Below are 15,729 nucleotides of genomic sequence, written 5' to 3' on the forward strand. Positions count from 1 at the left end.
ACTGGCGGAAGAGGCGGGATTCGAACCCGCGGTAGGCTATTAACCTACGCACGCTTTCCAGGCGTGTGACTTAAACCGCTCATCCACCCTTCCGGAACCGATGATTATACGATTCCCGAAGGGGTTTGGTCTAAATCTTGATTTAGCTTATTACAGAGACTCTTTGAGCTGGTCCAAGATATGTGGATTTTCCAGGGTTGAGGTGTCTTGAGTTACTTCCTCGCCTTTAGCAATCACACGTAAGAGACGACGCATGATCTTGCCAGAACGGGTCTTAGGCAAGTTATCACCAAAACGAACATCCTTAGGCTTAGCGATCGGGCCGATCTCCTTACCTACCCAGTTACGTAGCTCAGTAGCAAGCTTCTTGGCTTCATCACCAGTTGGGCGTCCGCCCTTCAGAACAACAAATACGCAAATGGCTTCACCAGTCAGCTCGTCAGGACGACCTACAACTGCTGCCTCAGCAACTAAAGGATTAGCCACTAAGCAAGATTCAATTTCCATGGTTCCCATACGGTGACCAGAAACATTCAATACATCATCGATACGACCAGTAATCGTGAAGTAGCCAGTCTCTTTGTTACGGATTGCACCGTCACCTGCCAGATACAAGGTACCGCCCAATTCTTCTGGGAAATAGGATTTCACGAAACGATCTGCATCATTCCAAATCGTACGAATCATAGAAGGCCATGGACGCTTCACAACCAAGATACCGCCTTGACCGTTAGGAACATCTACACCAGCCTCATCCACAATCGCCGCCTGAATACCTGGCAATGGCAATGTGCATGAACCAGGAATCATTGGGGTTGCGCCTGGCAATGGTGAAATCATGTGACCACCAGTTTCTGTTTGCCAGAACGTATCTGCGATTGGGCACTTTGAATTACCAACATGCTCGTAGTACCACATCCATGCCTCTGGATTGATTGGCTCCCCTACAGAACCTAGAAGGCGCAGTGATGACAAATCGTAGCTCTTTGGATGCACTGCTTCATCATTGCTGGATGCCTTGATCAATGAACGAATTGCAGTTGGTGCTGTGTAGAAAATAGAGGCTTTATGTTTTTGGATCATGTCCCAAAAACGGCCAGCATTTGGATAGGTTGGCACACCCTCAAATACGATCTCAGTAGCGCCGACTGCGAGTGGGCCATAAGTAATATAAGAGTGACCCGTTACCCAACCAATGTCGGCAGTACACCAGAACACGTCATTAGGCTTAATGTCGAAAGTCCACTTCATTGTGAGAATGGCCCACAAAAGGTAGCCACCTGTTGAGTGCTGCACGCCCTTTGGCTTACCGGTTGAACCGGATGTATAAAGAATAAATAATGGATGCTCAGCGCTTACCCACTCTGGCTCACAAGTTGTCGCTTCATTGGCTACGATCTCCTGCATCCAAACGTCACGCCCTGCTTGCATCGTGATATCAGTACCAGTACGCTTGCTCACGATGACATGCTTAACCTTAGGGCATTCGCCGGTGGAAAGCGCTTCGTCACAAATTGCTTTGAGTGGCAATGCTTTGCCACCGCGGAACTGGCCATCAGCAGTAATCACTGCAACTGCGCCCACGTCCATAATGCGGTCACGCAATGCTTGGGCAGAGAAACCGCCAAACACTACAGAATGAATTGCGCCAATACGCGCACATGCCTGCATAGCAACAATGCCTTCAATCGTCATTGCCATGTAAATGATGACGCTGTCGCCAGACTTAACACCCATCTTGCGCAATGCGTTTGCCATTTTGCAAACACGCTCGAGCATCTCTTTGTAAGTTACTTTAGTAACTGTACCGTCATCTGCTTCAAAAATAATGGCCGTCTTATCACCAAAGCCGGCTTCAACTTGGCGATCCAAACAGTTGTATGAAGCATTAGTGGTGCCATCTTCAAACCATTTGTAGAAAGGCGCCTTGGATTCATCTAAAACCTTGGTAAAAGGCTTTTTCCAATAGAGGTTCTCTTTTGCAAGACGACCCCAAAAACCGTCGTAATCTGAATTGGCTTCAGCACAGAGCTTGTTATAAGCCTCCATACCTGGAATTGCCGCACCCTTTACAAAGTCTGCAGGTGGGTTAAAAACGCGGTTTTCTTGCTTTAATGGTTCCATGCTTCACAGCCCTCTATCTAATAATCAATAATCTAAAATCAACAACAAATGCGAGAAAATGTCGCAAAATGGCATATTTAGAGTCTCAAGACCTTAGAAGATAAGTGAAAACACTGGGGATTTGCTCTATGGCAAACCCTTAAAATAGGGCAAACCTTACTAATAATGTGGAAATAAGCAGATAACCATGACCAATATCAAACAAAACGACCTGATTCAAAGCGTTGCGGACGCATTTCAATTCATCTCCTACTACCATCCCAAGGACTTTATTACCGCCATGGGCAAGGCTTATGAATTGGAACAAGGTCATGGTGCCAAAGATGCGATTGCTCAAATTTTGACCAACAGCCGTATGTGCGCCGAAGGTCATAGACCGATGTGCCAAGATACCGGCATTGCTGTGGTCTTTCTCAAAATCGGCATGAATGTTCAATGGCCTGATGCAACCATGAGCGTCACAGATATGGTGAATGAAGGCGTGCGTCGCGCATACCTTAACCCTGACAATATGTTGCGCGCTTCAGTGTTGGCAGATCCAGCAGGCAAACGAAGAAATACCGGTGATAACACCCCAGCCGTGATCCACTATGAAATCGTCCCGGGCGATGATGTTGAAGTGATTTGTGCGGCTAAAGGTGGTGGCTCAGAAAACAAAGCCAAGATGGTCATGCTCAACCCTTCTGATTCCATTGTGGATTGGGTTCTCAAGACCGTTCCTACAATGGGCGCAGGTTGGTGCCCTCCAGGCATCCTCGGCATTGGTATTGGCGGCACACCAGAAAAAGCCATGCTCATGGCTAAAGAAGCACTGATGGGTCCCGTAGATATTCAAGAACTCATTGAGCGTGGACCTAAAAATCGCGTTGATGAACTACGACTCGAACTCTATGAAAAAGTAAACAAACTCGGCATCGGCGCTCAAGGCCTAGGTGGTTTAGCCACTGTGCTCGATATCAAGATCTTGGATTACCCAACGCATGCTGCTTCATTGCCAGTAGCCATGATTCCGAATTGCGCGGCGACTCGTCACATTCATTTCCACTTACATGGCGATGGTCCTGCGAAACTCGAAGCCCCTTCACTCTCAGATTGGCCAGATGTAACTTGGACACCAGACGTTCAAAAATCCAAGCGTGTGAATTTAGACACCCTCACTGCTGAAGAAGTAGCTAGTTGGAAACTTGGTGAAACACTATTACTGAACGGCAAGATTTTGACTGGTCGTGATGCCGCTCATAAGCGCATTCAAGACATGCTCGCTAAAGGCGAAGAGTTGCCAGTGAGCTTTAAAAACCGCGTGATCTATTACGTTGGACCAGTTGATCCAGTACGTGATGAGGCAGTTGGTCCAGCAGGCCCTACTACTGCAACTCGTATGGATAAATTTACTGAGATGATGCTTGCCAAAACTGGCTTGATCTCGATGATTGGTAAAGCTGAGCGAGGACCAGAGGCGATTGAAGCCATCAAGAAACATAAGTCAGCTTACTTAATGGCTGTTGGCGGCGCTGCGTACTTGGTATCTAAAGCCATTCAAACTTCTAAAGTAGTTGGCTTTGCCGATTTAGGCATGGAAGCCATTTACGAGTTTGATGTCAAAGACATGCCAGTAACTGTTGCAGTGAACTCAGAAGGCATCTCGATGCACAATGAAGGTCCCCGTGAATGGCAAGCGAAGATTGCCGGCATTCCAGTGAAGATTGCTTAACACCCTAACAACTTCATTACAGAGCAAGCATAGTCCACATTGGCACTCATCGGGGTTTTCGATTCTGGCGTTGGAGGCTTATCCATATTGGATGAGGCTCTGCGTCAGCTGCCCCAGCATGACTATATTTATCTTGCTGATTCAGCCAACGCGCCTTACGGCGAAAAATCAAGCGAGTGGATTGCAAAGCGCAGCCTCGCTCTTTGCAACTATCTAGCTAGCAAAGGATGTGACGCCATCGTAGTTGCTTGCAACACTGCAACCGCTGAAGCGATTAAACAAATTCGGGAGTCAACCTCTGTTCTGATCATTGGGGTTGAGCCAGGCATTAAGCCAGCAGCCATGCAATCGCAAAACAATATAGTCGGCATCCTTGCTACTGAGGCGACTCTCAAGAGCGATAAGTTCAATGCGTTAATAAATACCCTGCCAAATGATTGTCAGTTCATCAAACAAGCTGGCCCAGGATTGGTGCCGTTGATAGAGTCTGGTAAAGCGGATAGCGAAGAAACCTTAGAGTTGCTAGCAAAACATCTTGAGCCCATTCAAGATGCAGGCGCTGATACCTTGGTCTTAGGCTGCACGCACTACCCTTTTTTAAGAAAAGCCATTCGCAAGCTCCTCGGTGAATCAATTATAATAATTGATACTAGTGATGCCGTAGTAAGGCAACTGAAGAGACAGCTAGAGTCTCTCAATATAAAGAGCGATGGCAAAGAACATGGATCGATGTTGTTTATCAGCAGCAAAGATGAGGCTATTCTGATGTCGATGGCGCAAGATCTCATGTCTGCCGATCTAACTTTGCATTCTATAGAAGCAAATATCCTAGGTGAAGTGCGATGAGCACTTTCCTGAAAAAATTAGATGGTTATATTCCGTTCAACAAAACTGAACGAATCATTATTGGCATCGTGGTGCTCTTGCATGCACTCCCTGCTCTCGAGTTTTTGCACTTTAGTCAGCGCCCGCCGCAAATGGATGATGAGCGCGTCATGGCAAATTTAGTTAGTCCTGAAGCCTCTAAAACTCAACAACCACCTGCTGCCACTCCGCCTAAACCAAAAGAAGAGAAGAAAGCGGTTAAAGAAACGCCAAAGGATAAGCCCTCAGAAAAGCCTAGCCCCACACAGGCACAGCCGCCAACGCCTGCGAACCAAGTTCAAAGCAAATCCGATGCACCACAACAAAATGCTGCTGTAGCCCCTGCTACTAGTGGGGGTGCTAGCGGTACACCTATTCAGACTGACATTGGTAAACTGATTGTGGTTTATCAGCCTGATGCAGATGCTTACTATCCGTCATTCTCTAAACGCTCTGGGGAACAAGGTACAGTAGTAGTGCGTTTAATTATTGATGAGGGCGGCAACGTAGAGGATGTGGCATTACTGCAATCTAGCAACCTCCCCAGACTAGATCGCGCTGCAACTGACATCGGTAGACGTTATCGCTTTAAACCTTTTTTAGTAAATGGCTCACCCCAAAGAATTTCCACCAATCTTTTAATCAAATTTAATCTCAAGAATTAATCAATATGAATACACCATTTGGCATAGCAAATCTCTGGCTTGAAGGCGATGCGATTACTCGATTTGTGGCAATTGCCCTACTGACCTGCTCTATAGTGACTTGGGTCATTTTCCTAACTCGACTTTGGGATTTACGCAATCTACGTAAACTCAAACCTGAGCTTGAGCAATTCTGGCGCGCTACTTCGTTTGATCAAGGCCTACAAGCATTTAGCAACCATGCTATCAACCCTTACTACCAAATTGCGAAGTCAGCAACCAAAGCATCTGCGCACCACCAAAGTCAATCCACCAATCACCGTGAATTACTGCAAACACTGAACTATTCAGAGTGGATGGCAAGGAGCCTTAAGAACAGCGTCGACAGCATTGCAGCTGGATTGCAGAAGGGTTTGACCTTCTTGGGATCTACTGGCGCTATCGCTCCATTTATTGGTTTGTTTGGTACCGTCTGGGGCATCTATCACGCCCTAATCTCCATTAGCACCTCAGGAAGCGCACAACTGGATCAAGTGGCTGGGCCGATTGGCGAAGCACTCATCATGACCGCACTTGGATTAGCGGTAGCGATCCCCGCAGTTCTTGCCTTTAACGCCATCAATCGCGCCAATAAATTATTTGTTGCCGACCTCAATCGTTTTGGCAATGATCTTTTGGCCTACTTCGTTACTGGTGCCCGCGTTAACTCCGGAGAATAGTCATGTCTTTTCATATCCAAGACGACCAAAACGACGACAACATCATGTCGGAAATCAACATGACGCCGATGGTGGACGTCATGTTGGTACTGTTGATTATTTTCATCATCACCCTGCCTGTGATTCAGCAAGCAGTAAAGGTTGAGCTTCCAAAGGCTAATAGCGTTCGCAATGAAGTAAAGCCTGAGTCAGTTCAGCTATCAATTGATGCCAATGGTCAAATCTTTTGGAACAGTACCCCCATTGATTTAAAGACCTTTGATGGCTATGCAGAAAAAGCGGCTCAGAAAGATCCTCAACCAGAGATCAATCTGCGAGCTGATAAATCCGTGAAGTATGAATATGTTGCGCAGGTTTTGGCTGCATCGCGCCGTGCTGGCTTAACCAAGCTCGGGTTTGTAACCGAGCCAAACTAAGTTTTATTTAGTTCTGTAGGGCGCTTTCGAGGGAAAACAAGTCTCTTCACTAGTGTGGGTGCCGTTTCCAATAGTTGCACCCAAGATACCACCCTGTATTTTCTCGACCTTCTTGAACTTACCGGTTACTGGGTCAAGCGTAATGTTGGTGATGACATTACCTGCAGGATAAGAAACCCCCATAATTTCTTCAGGCTGAAAATTCGCCTCGATCAATATCAAGATATTGGGGCGGGCCAAGGTGATACTCTTGACGTCTTGTGTTCCATACATATCTGACTGATCTAGGTCACGACCATCTAAAAAGATCTTGGCCTTTTGAGCGCCCGAGGAGAGCATCAATTTCATCTCATACTCTTCGGTGTAGCCCTTTTCCGAGCGCTTGCAATTAAATTCGAGAACATCAACGCCCCATGCAAGAGATGAAAAGATCAAGCTAGAGCAAATGAGAAGTTTAGGTAAATTCATAAACGAGGTAGAAGTGTCTTTGGTGCCCGAGGCCGGAATCGAACCGGCACGACTTTTTTGAGTCGGCAGATTTTAAATCTGCTGTGTCTACCGATTTCACCACTCGGGCTCGCATCAACAATAAAGCCGTGCTAAATAAATCAAGACAAGCGAAATTTTAGCACGCAAGCCACTAATAAGACCCTGGAGCCCCTTTTGCCCCGCAATCCAAGGGCGTGACGAATAAAGCATCTAAAATATCTCCATGAATTTACCGGCTAAATCATCGGGGCTCGCCAAGCTTTTACGGGCTGGACTGTGGCTTATAGGGCTATGTCTCATTACTGGCCTAGCAGTCACTCTTGCCTATTTATATTCTGCCCAATCCAATATCTCCGGGAAACGCACAATTAAAAGTCTGGGTGATTCTGTTGCCATCACCTTTGATGAGTCTGATGTTCCGCATATTAATGCAAAAAGCCAGGCAGACGCCTACTTTGCCTTAGGCTACCTACATGCCAGTGAACGCTCCTGGCAAATGGAAATGAATCGACGCATTGCAAGTGGTCGACTTTCCGAAATCCTGGGTCATGACACTGTAAAAATTGATCGCTTTGTGCGCACCCTCGGTATCAAACGTGCAGCTGAGCGTCAATTTGATCGCTACCCTGTTTCTGCCAAACGTCTATTGCAAGCCTATGCCGATGGTGTCAATGCTGGCAATGCACAATTGGGTTGGGCTCTCCCGGTTGAATATTTCTTAACGGGTTCAAAACCAGGCCATTGGTCTCCGACGGATAGCGTTGCTTGGATGCTGATGATGGCTTATGACCTAGGTGGAAATTGGCAGAAAGAATTACAAAGGCTTGAGTTATCCCAATACCTCACAACAAAACAAGTTTGGGAGGTGATTGAGCCATATGAAAATGATGAGCCTGTCAGCAATATGGATTTTTCCAAGCTCTATAGAGATCTGCAGGTCTTTCATCCCGCTCCAGGTCCCATTGAGAGTAAGCCCAAGAACTTACCCGCAACCGAGTTGAGCCAGTTAGATCAAATGGGAGCAAGAGATGGTATTGGCTCCAATAATTGGGCTGTGGGCGGCAAGTTAAGCGCTTCTGGTAAGCCCTTATTGGCTAACGACCCTCATCTGGGACTTTCCGCACCGGCTATTTGGTACTTTGCCCATCTAGAGGCCCCTGGATTAAATGTGATCGGCGGCACTCTCCCCGGAATACCTGCAGTGGTTTTGGGTAGAACGGATAAATTTGCATGGAGCTTTACCAATACCGGAGCCGATGTTCAAGATTTATATATTGAGCAAATTGACTCAAAGAATCCAGGCATGTATCGAGGTCCTGATGGACCACTCCCATTTAAAGTGCATCAAGAGATTATTGATATCAAAGGATCCCCATCACTGACTTTCTTGGTAAAAGAAACACGACATGGGCCTGTTATCTCTGATTCCTATGCAAAGGCCAAACGTACGATTGACACGGATCGCTTTGCTCTTGCCTTACGCTGGACAGCACTTGATCTTGAAAACCAATCAGTCATCGGATTATTGGATATGAATCATGCGGCTGATCTTGATCAATTTAAACAAGCCCTACGGAAAAATTACGCCCCGATGCAAAACGTCGTGATGGCGGATGCCGAAGGCAATATTGCTTATCAGGCAGCTGGGGTCGCCCCCAAAAGGATCTTGCACCAGGGCCTCTATGGCGTAGCCCCAGCACCAGGCTGGGAGCGTCAGTATGACTGGAACGACTATGTGCCTTTTGAGCAGCTCCCCTCTATCAATAATCCCGAACAGGGCTGGATAGCAACCGCTAATCAAAAAATTATTGCAGTCAATGATCCCAATCCTTTAACGGGCGACTGGGAATTGTCAACACGTTATGACCGAATTGTTGATCTCATCAAATCCAAAAGCATTCATTCGACTGACGATATGAAGGCTATGCAAGGCGATACCCTATCGCTTGGGGCGACACCATTATTAGAACTATTTAAGGCCAGCCAAAGCTCTCATCCCTTAAGTGCGCAAGCAATGGAAATTGGTAAAAGCTTTGATGGCAATATGAAAGTAGATAGCGTAGGCGCACTTATCTTTAACGCTTGGGCAGACCAATTGACCCGCAATCTCTTCTCTAGATTAAGTTATCTGTTTACTGAAAATTATGGAGCACGCAACTACCGCGCCCCACTAATACGCCAAGTAAAAAATCCCAATAGCCCCTGGTGTGATGATCCTAAAACCGAGAAGATTGAATCTTGTCAGGAGTCATCCAATAAGGCGCTTGATAAAGCCTTAGATTACTTAAGTAAAAAGTATGGTGACGATCCCAAGACTTGGGTCTGGGGTAAGGCCCATATCGCCATCTCTGAACATCGTCCACTGAGTAAGGTGCCGCTACTAGGAAGCTTGTTTAATATCCAAACCCCCTTCCCTGGGGATGGCTTTTCCGTCAATATGGGACGACTTGAGCTGATTCAGACGGAGAATCCCTATCAGACATTGCAAGCGTCAAGCTTACGGACAATTTATGATTTATCGGATCTTGAGAAATCACTTTTTGTATATCAGACAGGTCAATCAGGATGGGTACAAAGCAAGCTGTATCGCAATATGAACTCATTGTGGGCAAACAATGAGTACCTTCCCCTGCAGATGAGGCCAGAAAAGACTGGTCGCCAGCTAGAATTAATAAATGAATAAGCATTTCGATAAATGCTAAAAATCTCACGGCTGCCATTTATGGCAGGTAAAATGTGTTCATTATGACCAGAAATTTTAAAGGGCCTTTCATGAAAAAATTATCTTCTCTGCTTGTTCTAGGCGCCACCATAATTTGCTCTCCCAACGCATTTGCAGAATGGCAAGAGATCGGCAAACCTGATGCCTTTACTCTTTACGTAGACGCGGCTACGATTCAAAAGCAAGGCGATAAAGTACAAATTATGTCTTTATTGGATTTCAAAAAGCCGGGACAAAATCCAAAAACTAAAGAGACTGCAAGCTCCCTTATTGGCCTTAATGAATTTGATTGCAGTGCTGTGAAATATCGCCCCATCGAATTTAAAGTCTTTTCCGGGAACATGGGCAAAGGCAAAGTGGTGGAAGAACAAAAAACTCCAGATAGCTCTTTTGAAACCATTGAGAATGGATCTTGGCCAGCCGGAGTCTTTAACGTTGCTTGCCGGACAAAGTAAAACAGGTTTATTAACGCTGAAGGCGATTGTCTTAGCAGTCTTAGGTATATCGGTTTTTTTTATTAGCGGATGCGCTGCGCCTTTAGCCGCTTTAAGTAGCTCCAGTACGGCAGCTGCCAGCGCTGTTGGAACTGCCGCCGTAGCCAATCCTGGAACAGCAGTTAGCCTTGCCTCTACAGCAGCAACAGGCAAATCCCCCTTAGAGCACGCCGCATCTGCCGCCACCAAAAAAGAATGTAGCTTCTTTAATGTGATTGACTCAAAGCCCATCTGCATTGAGGTTGTACTGCCTTCGATTACCGACAATAGCGAGCTCTTATTGGGGCCTGCGGATTCGATTCAAAAATCCGCCCAGCAATAACTGAATCACCTAATCCCTAACAGCGGGATAACAGACTAAAATTACCACTTATAAGCAATTCACTAGCGATTTATTATGACCACCGAAAACTATTACCTTACTCTTACCTGCCCGAATAAACCCGGCATTGTTGCTGCGGTCTCCACTTATATATTTGAACTAGGTGGCGACATTGAAGAAGCTCAACAGTTTGATGACAAAGCGTCAAAGCGCTTTTTTATGCGCGTAAGCTTTAGCTGTCCTGCGAATGTAGAGTCACTTAGAGCGGGCTTTGTGGAAATTGCAAAGCGTTTTGAACTTACTTGGGATTTGCGTGCAGTAAAGGATCTTAAGCGCGTATTAATCATGGCCTCCAAGTTAGACCATTGCCTGGTAGACCTCCTCTATCGCTGGCGCATTGGTGAATTGCCAATGATTATCTGCGGCATCGTCTCCAACCATCCTCGTGACGTCTATGCCAGCATTGATTTTGCGGACATCCCTTTCTACCACTTACCAGTCACGCCTGAAACCAAGCCAGCGCAAGAGGCGAGACTTCTTGAAATTGTTGCAGAGTCTAAGGTAGACATGGTGATTTTGGCGCGCTACATGCAAATCTTGTCGGATGATTTATCAACCAAGCTATCTGGCCGCTGCATTAACGTGCACCACTCATTCTTACCTAGCTTTAAGGGTGCCAAACCTTACCATCAAGCACATGCGCGCGGCATCAAACTGATTGGTGCTACCGCCCATTTTGTGACCAGCGATCTGGATGAGGGTCCGATCATTGAACAAGACGTGACCCGCGTTACCCATGGCGATACACCAGATGATTTAGTACGTAAGGGTCGAGATTTAGAGCGCGCAGTTCTCTCAAGGGCTTTACGCTACTACCTACACGATCGCGTCCTCATTAATGGAGCTACTTCAGTAGTCTTTTCTGATTAACTGAGGAAAAACCTTTGCTAAGGCCTCACCCCTGGAGATTCTAGGGGAAGGCCTCTGGCTCGCCACATCAGAAATAGCTCTAACTGCGCCATCTCTGGCGAACCATACTCAAATTGTTGCGCCCTAACTCCGCTCATGCAGTTGCGCAAACGTCTTTGCAAAGAGCCCAGGGTTTGCCACTCTAAGCGATATATGGGATAAGCGTTGGGGTGTCCTTGCGGTATTGAGCTTCCGCCAAGCTTTAGACCCGCCCTATCCTCGTGACATTGCGCACAAGATAAATTGAGCTGTCCCATGCGCTCATTGAATGACCGCCTACCCTTTTTTAAGAAAGGTGCGTTAACAGAGTTTTCATTAACTACAATTGGCATGCCCTTGGACTGAAATGCAATAAAGGCAGTTAAGGCTAAGAGATCTTTGCTCTCGTAGACTAAGGCGGGGGCTGATTGAGTGCCGACTCTACACTGGTTGATTTGACCTTCCAGTGTCTGGAGTTTGCCTTTTATCACTTTCGGATATTGTGTCGCTACACCCCGCATGGATTTTTTTGCATCGCCATGGCAGGTGCTACAAGAATTATTTTGCGGACCAAGCTTCTGTTGCCATAAACTTTCACCATCACCAACCCAGAACATTGCCGGATTGAGTGAAGGATCATCCTGCATTGCCTTGTTCTCGGCAGACATTAATTCATAACTCGATTGTTGTGATGGCGGGATTGCTTTAGCCACACCCATGCATATGAAGCCAACAAGCGTGAGATAAAGACTGCTCAGAAAAAGAGATGTCTTTTTTTTCACGAAACAGTAATGTGAGACTGGTTTACCGCCTCGTACCCATCATCCCCAACCCACCTGAATTCAAGGGTTCCTGACTCAACGGCGATAGTGGTAAAGATGATTAAGGGATTAGCCCCAATTCCTGAATAGAAATCCGCTTTAAACACTTCCACAGTGTTGTAGGTGCAGGTAAAGGTACGAATGATGTCGCGAGGAATGGGCTTACCACCCTCGGTATATCGAAAACCTGACTCCATATCATGCTGCGCAATTGCGCGAATCTCAATAATGGAATCTTTTTTGGCCGTCGTCGGCATCGTGATGGATGTACGGGAAGTTTTACTCATACCACCTCCGTACATGCAGAAAGGGTTACTAAGGTTTCGGCGGAACCCTGCCAAAAACTACCATTACTCATTTGCGCAATAGCCCATACCTTCTGACTATCAGCCAAACGGACGCGCGTCGTAATATTGGCAGTTCCTGAGCGAGGGGTAAGGTACACGGTAAAGATATTCGGCAAAGGATTGCCTTCGGCAATCACATGGATGGTCTTAACGTAATCATTGGCGGTCATGGAGCTATCAACACTCACCTTCAAAACCACTAGATTACCGTTCTCCACAAGTGGAGGAATAGTTAAGGTTACCTTACCCTCCTGAATGGTGGCTCCACCAACAATCTTTTTAATAGCCTCATCAGCCTCTTGTTTTTTAGCAAAGGCTGTTAAAGGATTTGCTAGTAAGCCTAGGGCTATCAGCCCAAGACCTTGAGCTTGCTTAAGCCATTGCCGTCGATACTGACTAATATTTTTCATCTAGAGTTCAGTTAGTTTTGATTATTCAAAGTCATTAAAAAAGCGACCACATCTTCGATCTCTTGGCCATTCAGTATGGTTTGACCAACAAATTTAGGGGCTACACGATTGAGATGCCCTGTTTGATAATAGGCCGGCATGATTGTTTGGGGGTTGAAGTGTGCTGCATTCACAATACGCGCTCTTAATTGAGGCGCACTTAACCTTGCTACGCTCGCCTTCAATTCAGGAGCTAAGTTCCCTTGAAAGCGCTCTTCTGGAAAGGGACCGCTATGACACAACAAGCACAAACCCGTTTGACGACTTGCCACGATTGCCCTGCCACGTAGTGGATTGCCCGCCTCAGAAGAAAGGGATTCGAAAATCGAATCCCCCGTAATCACTTGAGCGTGCACAGCATTGAGATTGAGAATGACTAGCAATGAAAATGCTAGTGCAATCCTCTTTCTCATCGACACAATTTCACTATGAACTAACTCTTAGACCAACTTAATGCCGCTGTTTTTCAAGGGCACTGTGCGCAAGCGTTTGCCTGTTGCCCGGTAGAATGCATTAAGTACTGCTGGTGCAGCTACCGCAATAGTTGGTTCACCAACACCGCCCCACTCTTTGCCGCCACCTTGAATGATGATGGTTTCCACTTTTGGCATTTGAGATAGGCGAATCGAGTTAAAGGTGTCAAAGTTCTTCTGTACAACTGCGCCTTTTTCGATCGTGATCTCTTCTTCGAACAAAGCAGATAAGCCATAAACAAATGAGCCGGCAACTTGACGCTCGATTTGCGCTGGATTCACTGCATAACCTGGATCAGTTGCCGCTACGATACGATGAATTTTCACATCAGTACCATTGATCACTGAGAGTTCGCAAGCGGCAGCGACATAGCTTCCATAAGAATGCATCTGTGCGACGCCACGAAATACTCCAGGCGCAGCTGGCTTAGTCCAGCCAATGCCATCAGCCACCGCATTGAGAACTGCAATCGCACGCGGATAATCCTGCATGTGCTGACGACGGAACTCTATGGCATCAACACCGGTGGCTTCCGCCAACTCATCCATAAACGTTTCTAAGAAAATAGCATTTTGATTCACATTCACGCCACGCCAAAAACCTGGCGGGACATGAGTGTTACGCATAGCGTGATCAATATTTAAATTTGGGAATGTATAAGTAATGCCATGCTCACCGGTCTCATCTACACCTTGAAAGGCTGCAGGATCCTTACCTTTATTCGAGGCTACCACTGCTGGGCGAACTGCGGCCAAGATGGATTGGCCTGATAAACGCATATTTAAACCGGTAACGTTTTTCTTATCATCGATGGACGCAGACATCTTACACATCATCACTGGGTGATAGTGATCATGTGTCATATCTTCTTCTCGAGTCCAAATCAACTTGATAGGTGTTCCCGGCATTTGCTTTGCAATATTTACCGCTTGAGTTGTGAAGTCCTGAAAGGCACCACGACGGCCAAAGCCTCCACCAAGGTTGACTTTATAGACATTACATTTTTCAGCGGGCAACCCAGCAGCCGCTATCAGTGCTGCTAATGATGCCTCACCATCTTGGGTTGGAACCCATGCCTCACACATCTCTGGAGTCCACTTCGCTGTAGCAGTTTGTGGCTCTAAGGTTGCGTGACTCAAAAATGGATAGAAATAAGTCGCCTCCATTGTTTTAGACGCACTAGCAAAGGCAGCTTTCACATCACCGTTAGCGCTTCCGACAAAAGCATCATTTGCTGTCAAACCTTCTTCTAGGTTTTTCTTAATAGATGCGCTCGAAACGGCAGCATTTGCTCCCTCATCCCAAGTAATATTTACCTGCTCAAGACCAGTTTTAGCATGCCAAAACGTATCAGCAATAACGGCAACAGCATTATCGCCGACTTGAACCACTTTCTTAACGCCCTTCACATTCATGGCTTTTGCAGAATCGTAGGCCTTAACCTTGCCACCAAATACTGGGCACTGTTTGATAGTTGCGACCAACATATCAGGCATCTTCAAATCAATTGCGTAAACCTGACGGCCCGTAACCTTATCAGCAACACCATCAATACGATTGACTGGCTTACCAATGAGCTTCCACTCTTTTGGATCCTTTAATGGAATCTCTTTAGGAACTTCCAACTGGGATGCGGCAACAGAAACTTTTCCAAAAGTCGTTTTCTTACCGGATGGTGTGTGTGTAATAACGCTGTTCATGGCAACACACTCAGAGGCTGGTACATTCCATTGAGTAGCGGCAGCCCGAATAAGCATCATGCGGGCGGCGGCACCCCCTTTACGAACATACTGCTCAGAGGTACGAATACCACGACTTCCGCCAGTAGAATAACTGCCCCAAGCCGCCTTACGCACCAAGCTTTCAGCAGGAGATGGATATTCATAACTTACTTTTTTCCAGTCGCATTGAAGTTCTTCAGCAACCATCTGCGCCAAACCGGTAATGGTTCCTTGGCCCATTTCTGAGCGAACGATCCGGACAACAACATCATCGTTTGGCTTAACTACAACCCAGATACCGATTTCTGGGGTTGATAACGGGGCCATAGCGGTTGTACCGGTGCCCATTGCAGCATTTGCAGTAGATATAAAAGAAAAATCAAAGCCAATGGCCAAGCCAGCCGCAACAGCGCTAGAGCCAATAACAAAATGACGACGGGAAATATTTGTATTTGTAGTCATGT

The 15,729-nt window shown here is 46.4% G+C and carries 16 protein-coding genes and 2 tRNA genes; 9 read left to right on the plus strand and 9 right to left on the minus strand.

Translation table 11 applies throughout. The features are described from left to right. Positions 1 to 2: 2 nt before the first annotated feature. Both ICN34_RS10395 and acs read right to left on the minus strand, forming a co-directional pair. A tRNA-Ser gene (locus ICN34_RS10395) sits at positions 3 to 93 on the minus strand. A gap of 57 nt (positions 94 to 150) precedes the next feature. Then, positions 151 to 2,124, minus strand: coding sequence for an acetate--CoA ligase (gene acs, locus ICN34_RS10400; RefSeq protein WP_216122531.1), 1,974 nt, complete (start codon positions 2,122 to 2,124; stop codon positions 151 to 153). A gap of 187 nt (positions 2,125 to 2,311) precedes the next feature. Between acs and ICN34_RS10405 the strand changes: the two genes are divergently transcribed. From ICN34_RS10405 to ICN34_RS10425, 5 genes are read left to right on the plus strand one after another with little or no spacing between them, the layout of a single operon-like run. Beyond that, positions 2,312 to 3,835: a fumarate hydratase gene (locus ICN34_RS10405; RefSeq protein WP_216122533.1), complete on the plus strand. Its 1,524-nt coding sequence runs from the start codon at positions 2,312 to 2,314 to the stop codon at positions 3,833 to 3,835. 39 nt (positions 3,836 to 3,874) lie between these two features. Continuing rightward, positions 3,875 to 4,681, plus strand: a complete 807-nt coding sequence (gene murI, locus ICN34_RS10410; RefSeq protein ID WP_216122535.1) for a glutamate racemase — start codon at positions 3,875 to 3,877, stop codon at positions 4,679 to 4,681. Next, positions 4,678 to 5,364 (plus strand): energy transducer TonB, encoded by a 687-nt coding sequence (locus tag ICN34_RS10415; RefSeq protein ID WP_072583548.1) that lies wholly within the window; start codon positions 4,678 to 4,680, stop codon positions 5,362 to 5,364. The genes murI and ICN34_RS10415 overlap by 4 nt, the downstream gene beginning before the upstream one ends. 5 nt (positions 5,365 to 5,369) lie before the next feature. Then, entirely contained in the window at positions 5,370 to 6,062 is a 693-nt protein-coding gene (locus ICN34_RS10420; RefSeq protein ID WP_216122537.1) for a MotA/TolQ/ExbB proton channel family protein, read from the plus strand. A 2-nt stretch (positions 6,063 to 6,064) separates the two neighbouring features. Then, positions 6,065 to 6,478 carry a biopolymer transporter ExbD gene (locus ICN34_RS10425; protein ID WP_215361198.1) on the plus strand — a complete coding sequence of 138 codons (414 nt, stop codon included), beginning with the start codon at positions 6,065 to 6,067 and terminating at the stop codon, positions 6,476 to 6,478. A gap of 3 nt (positions 6,479 to 6,481) precedes the next feature. Here the strand turns inward: ICN34_RS10425 and ICN34_RS10430 are convergent, their stop codons facing one another. Together ICN34_RS10430 and ICN34_RS10435 are read right to left on the minus strand one after the other, a co-directional pair. Then, complete coding sequence (locus ICN34_RS10430; protein WP_237767778.1) at positions 6,482 to 6,946, minus strand: hypothetical protein; 465 nt, start codon at positions 6,944 to 6,946, stop codon at positions 6,482 to 6,484. Between the two features lie 20 nt (positions 6,947 to 6,966). Continuing rightward, positions 6,967 to 7,055: transfer RNA gene (locus ICN34_RS10435), tRNA-Leu, on the minus strand. A 135-nt stretch (positions 7,056 to 7,190) separates the two neighbouring features. Between ICN34_RS10435 and ICN34_RS10440 the strand changes: the two genes are divergently transcribed. The 4 genes from ICN34_RS10440 (at position 7,191) to purU (ending at position 11,435) form a co-directional block, all read left to right on the plus strand. Continuing rightward, positions 7,191 to 9,650: a penicillin acylase family protein gene (locus ICN34_RS10440; RefSeq protein WP_216122539.1), complete on the plus strand. Its 2,460-nt coding sequence runs from the start codon at positions 7,191 to 7,193 to the stop codon at positions 9,648 to 9,650. An 89-nt stretch (positions 9,651 to 9,739) separates the two neighbouring features. Continuing rightward, positions 9,740 to 10,144 carry a surface-adhesin E family protein gene (locus tag ICN34_RS10445; RefSeq protein ID WP_216122541.1) on the plus strand — a complete coding sequence of 135 codons (405 nt, stop codon included), beginning with the start codon at positions 9,740 to 9,742 and terminating at the stop codon, positions 10,142 to 10,144. Next, positions 10,095 to 10,505, plus strand: coding sequence for a hypothetical protein (locus ICN34_RS10450; protein ID WP_216122542.1), 411 nt, complete (start codon positions 10,095 to 10,097; stop codon positions 10,503 to 10,505). Before ICN34_RS10445 ends, ICN34_RS10450 begins: the two co-directional genes overlap by 50 nt. 75 nt (positions 10,506 to 10,580) lie before the next feature. Continuing rightward, entirely contained in the window at positions 10,581 to 11,435 is an 855-nt protein-coding gene (gene purU / locus ICN34_RS10455) for a formyltetrahydrofolate deformylase (RefSeq protein WP_216122544.1), read from the plus strand. 17 nt (positions 11,436 to 11,452) lie between these two features. On the opposite strand, the gene soxA is transcribed toward purU, so the two are convergent. The 5 genes from soxA to ICN34_RS10480 are packed head-to-tail and all read right to left on the minus strand — an operon-like array spanning position 11,453 to position 15,727. Next, positions 11,453 to 12,235, minus strand: coding sequence for a sulfur oxidation c-type cytochrome SoxA (soxA, locus tag ICN34_RS10460; protein WP_370624017.1), 783 nt, complete (start codon positions 12,233 to 12,235; stop codon positions 11,453 to 11,455). Then, complete coding sequence (locus tag ICN34_RS10465; protein WP_072583540.1) at positions 12,232 to 12,561, minus strand: thiosulfate oxidation carrier complex protein SoxZ; 330 nt, start codon at positions 12,559 to 12,561, stop codon at positions 12,232 to 12,234. The genes soxA and ICN34_RS10465 overlap by 4 nt, the downstream gene beginning before the upstream one ends. After that, positions 12,558 to 13,031 (minus strand): SoxY-related AACIE arm protein, encoded by a 474-nt coding sequence (locus ICN34_RS10470; RefSeq protein WP_072583539.1) that lies wholly within the window; start codon positions 13,029 to 13,031, stop codon positions 12,558 to 12,560. The genes ICN34_RS10465 and ICN34_RS10470 overlap by 4 nt, the downstream gene beginning before the upstream one ends. An 11-nt stretch (positions 13,032 to 13,042) precedes the next feature. Beyond that, complete coding sequence (gene soxX / locus ICN34_RS10475) at positions 13,043 to 13,483, minus strand: sulfur oxidation c-type cytochrome SoxX (RefSeq protein ID WP_216122546.1); 441 nt, start codon at positions 13,481 to 13,483, stop codon at positions 13,043 to 13,045. Between the two features lie 27 nt (positions 13,484 to 13,510). Next, the gene (locus tag ICN34_RS10480; protein WP_216122548.1) at positions 13,511 to 15,727 is read right to left on the minus strand and encodes a molybdopterin cofactor-binding domain-containing protein; all 2,217 of its coding nucleotides are present in this window, start codon (positions 15,725 to 15,727) and stop codon (positions 13,511 to 13,513) included. Positions 15,728 to 15,729 lie beyond the last annotated feature (2 nt).

Source organism: Polynucleobacter sp. Tro8-14-1 (assembly GCF_018881655.1).
Lineage (GTDB): Bacteria > Pseudomonadota > Gammaproteobacteria > Burkholderiales > Burkholderiaceae > Polynucleobacter.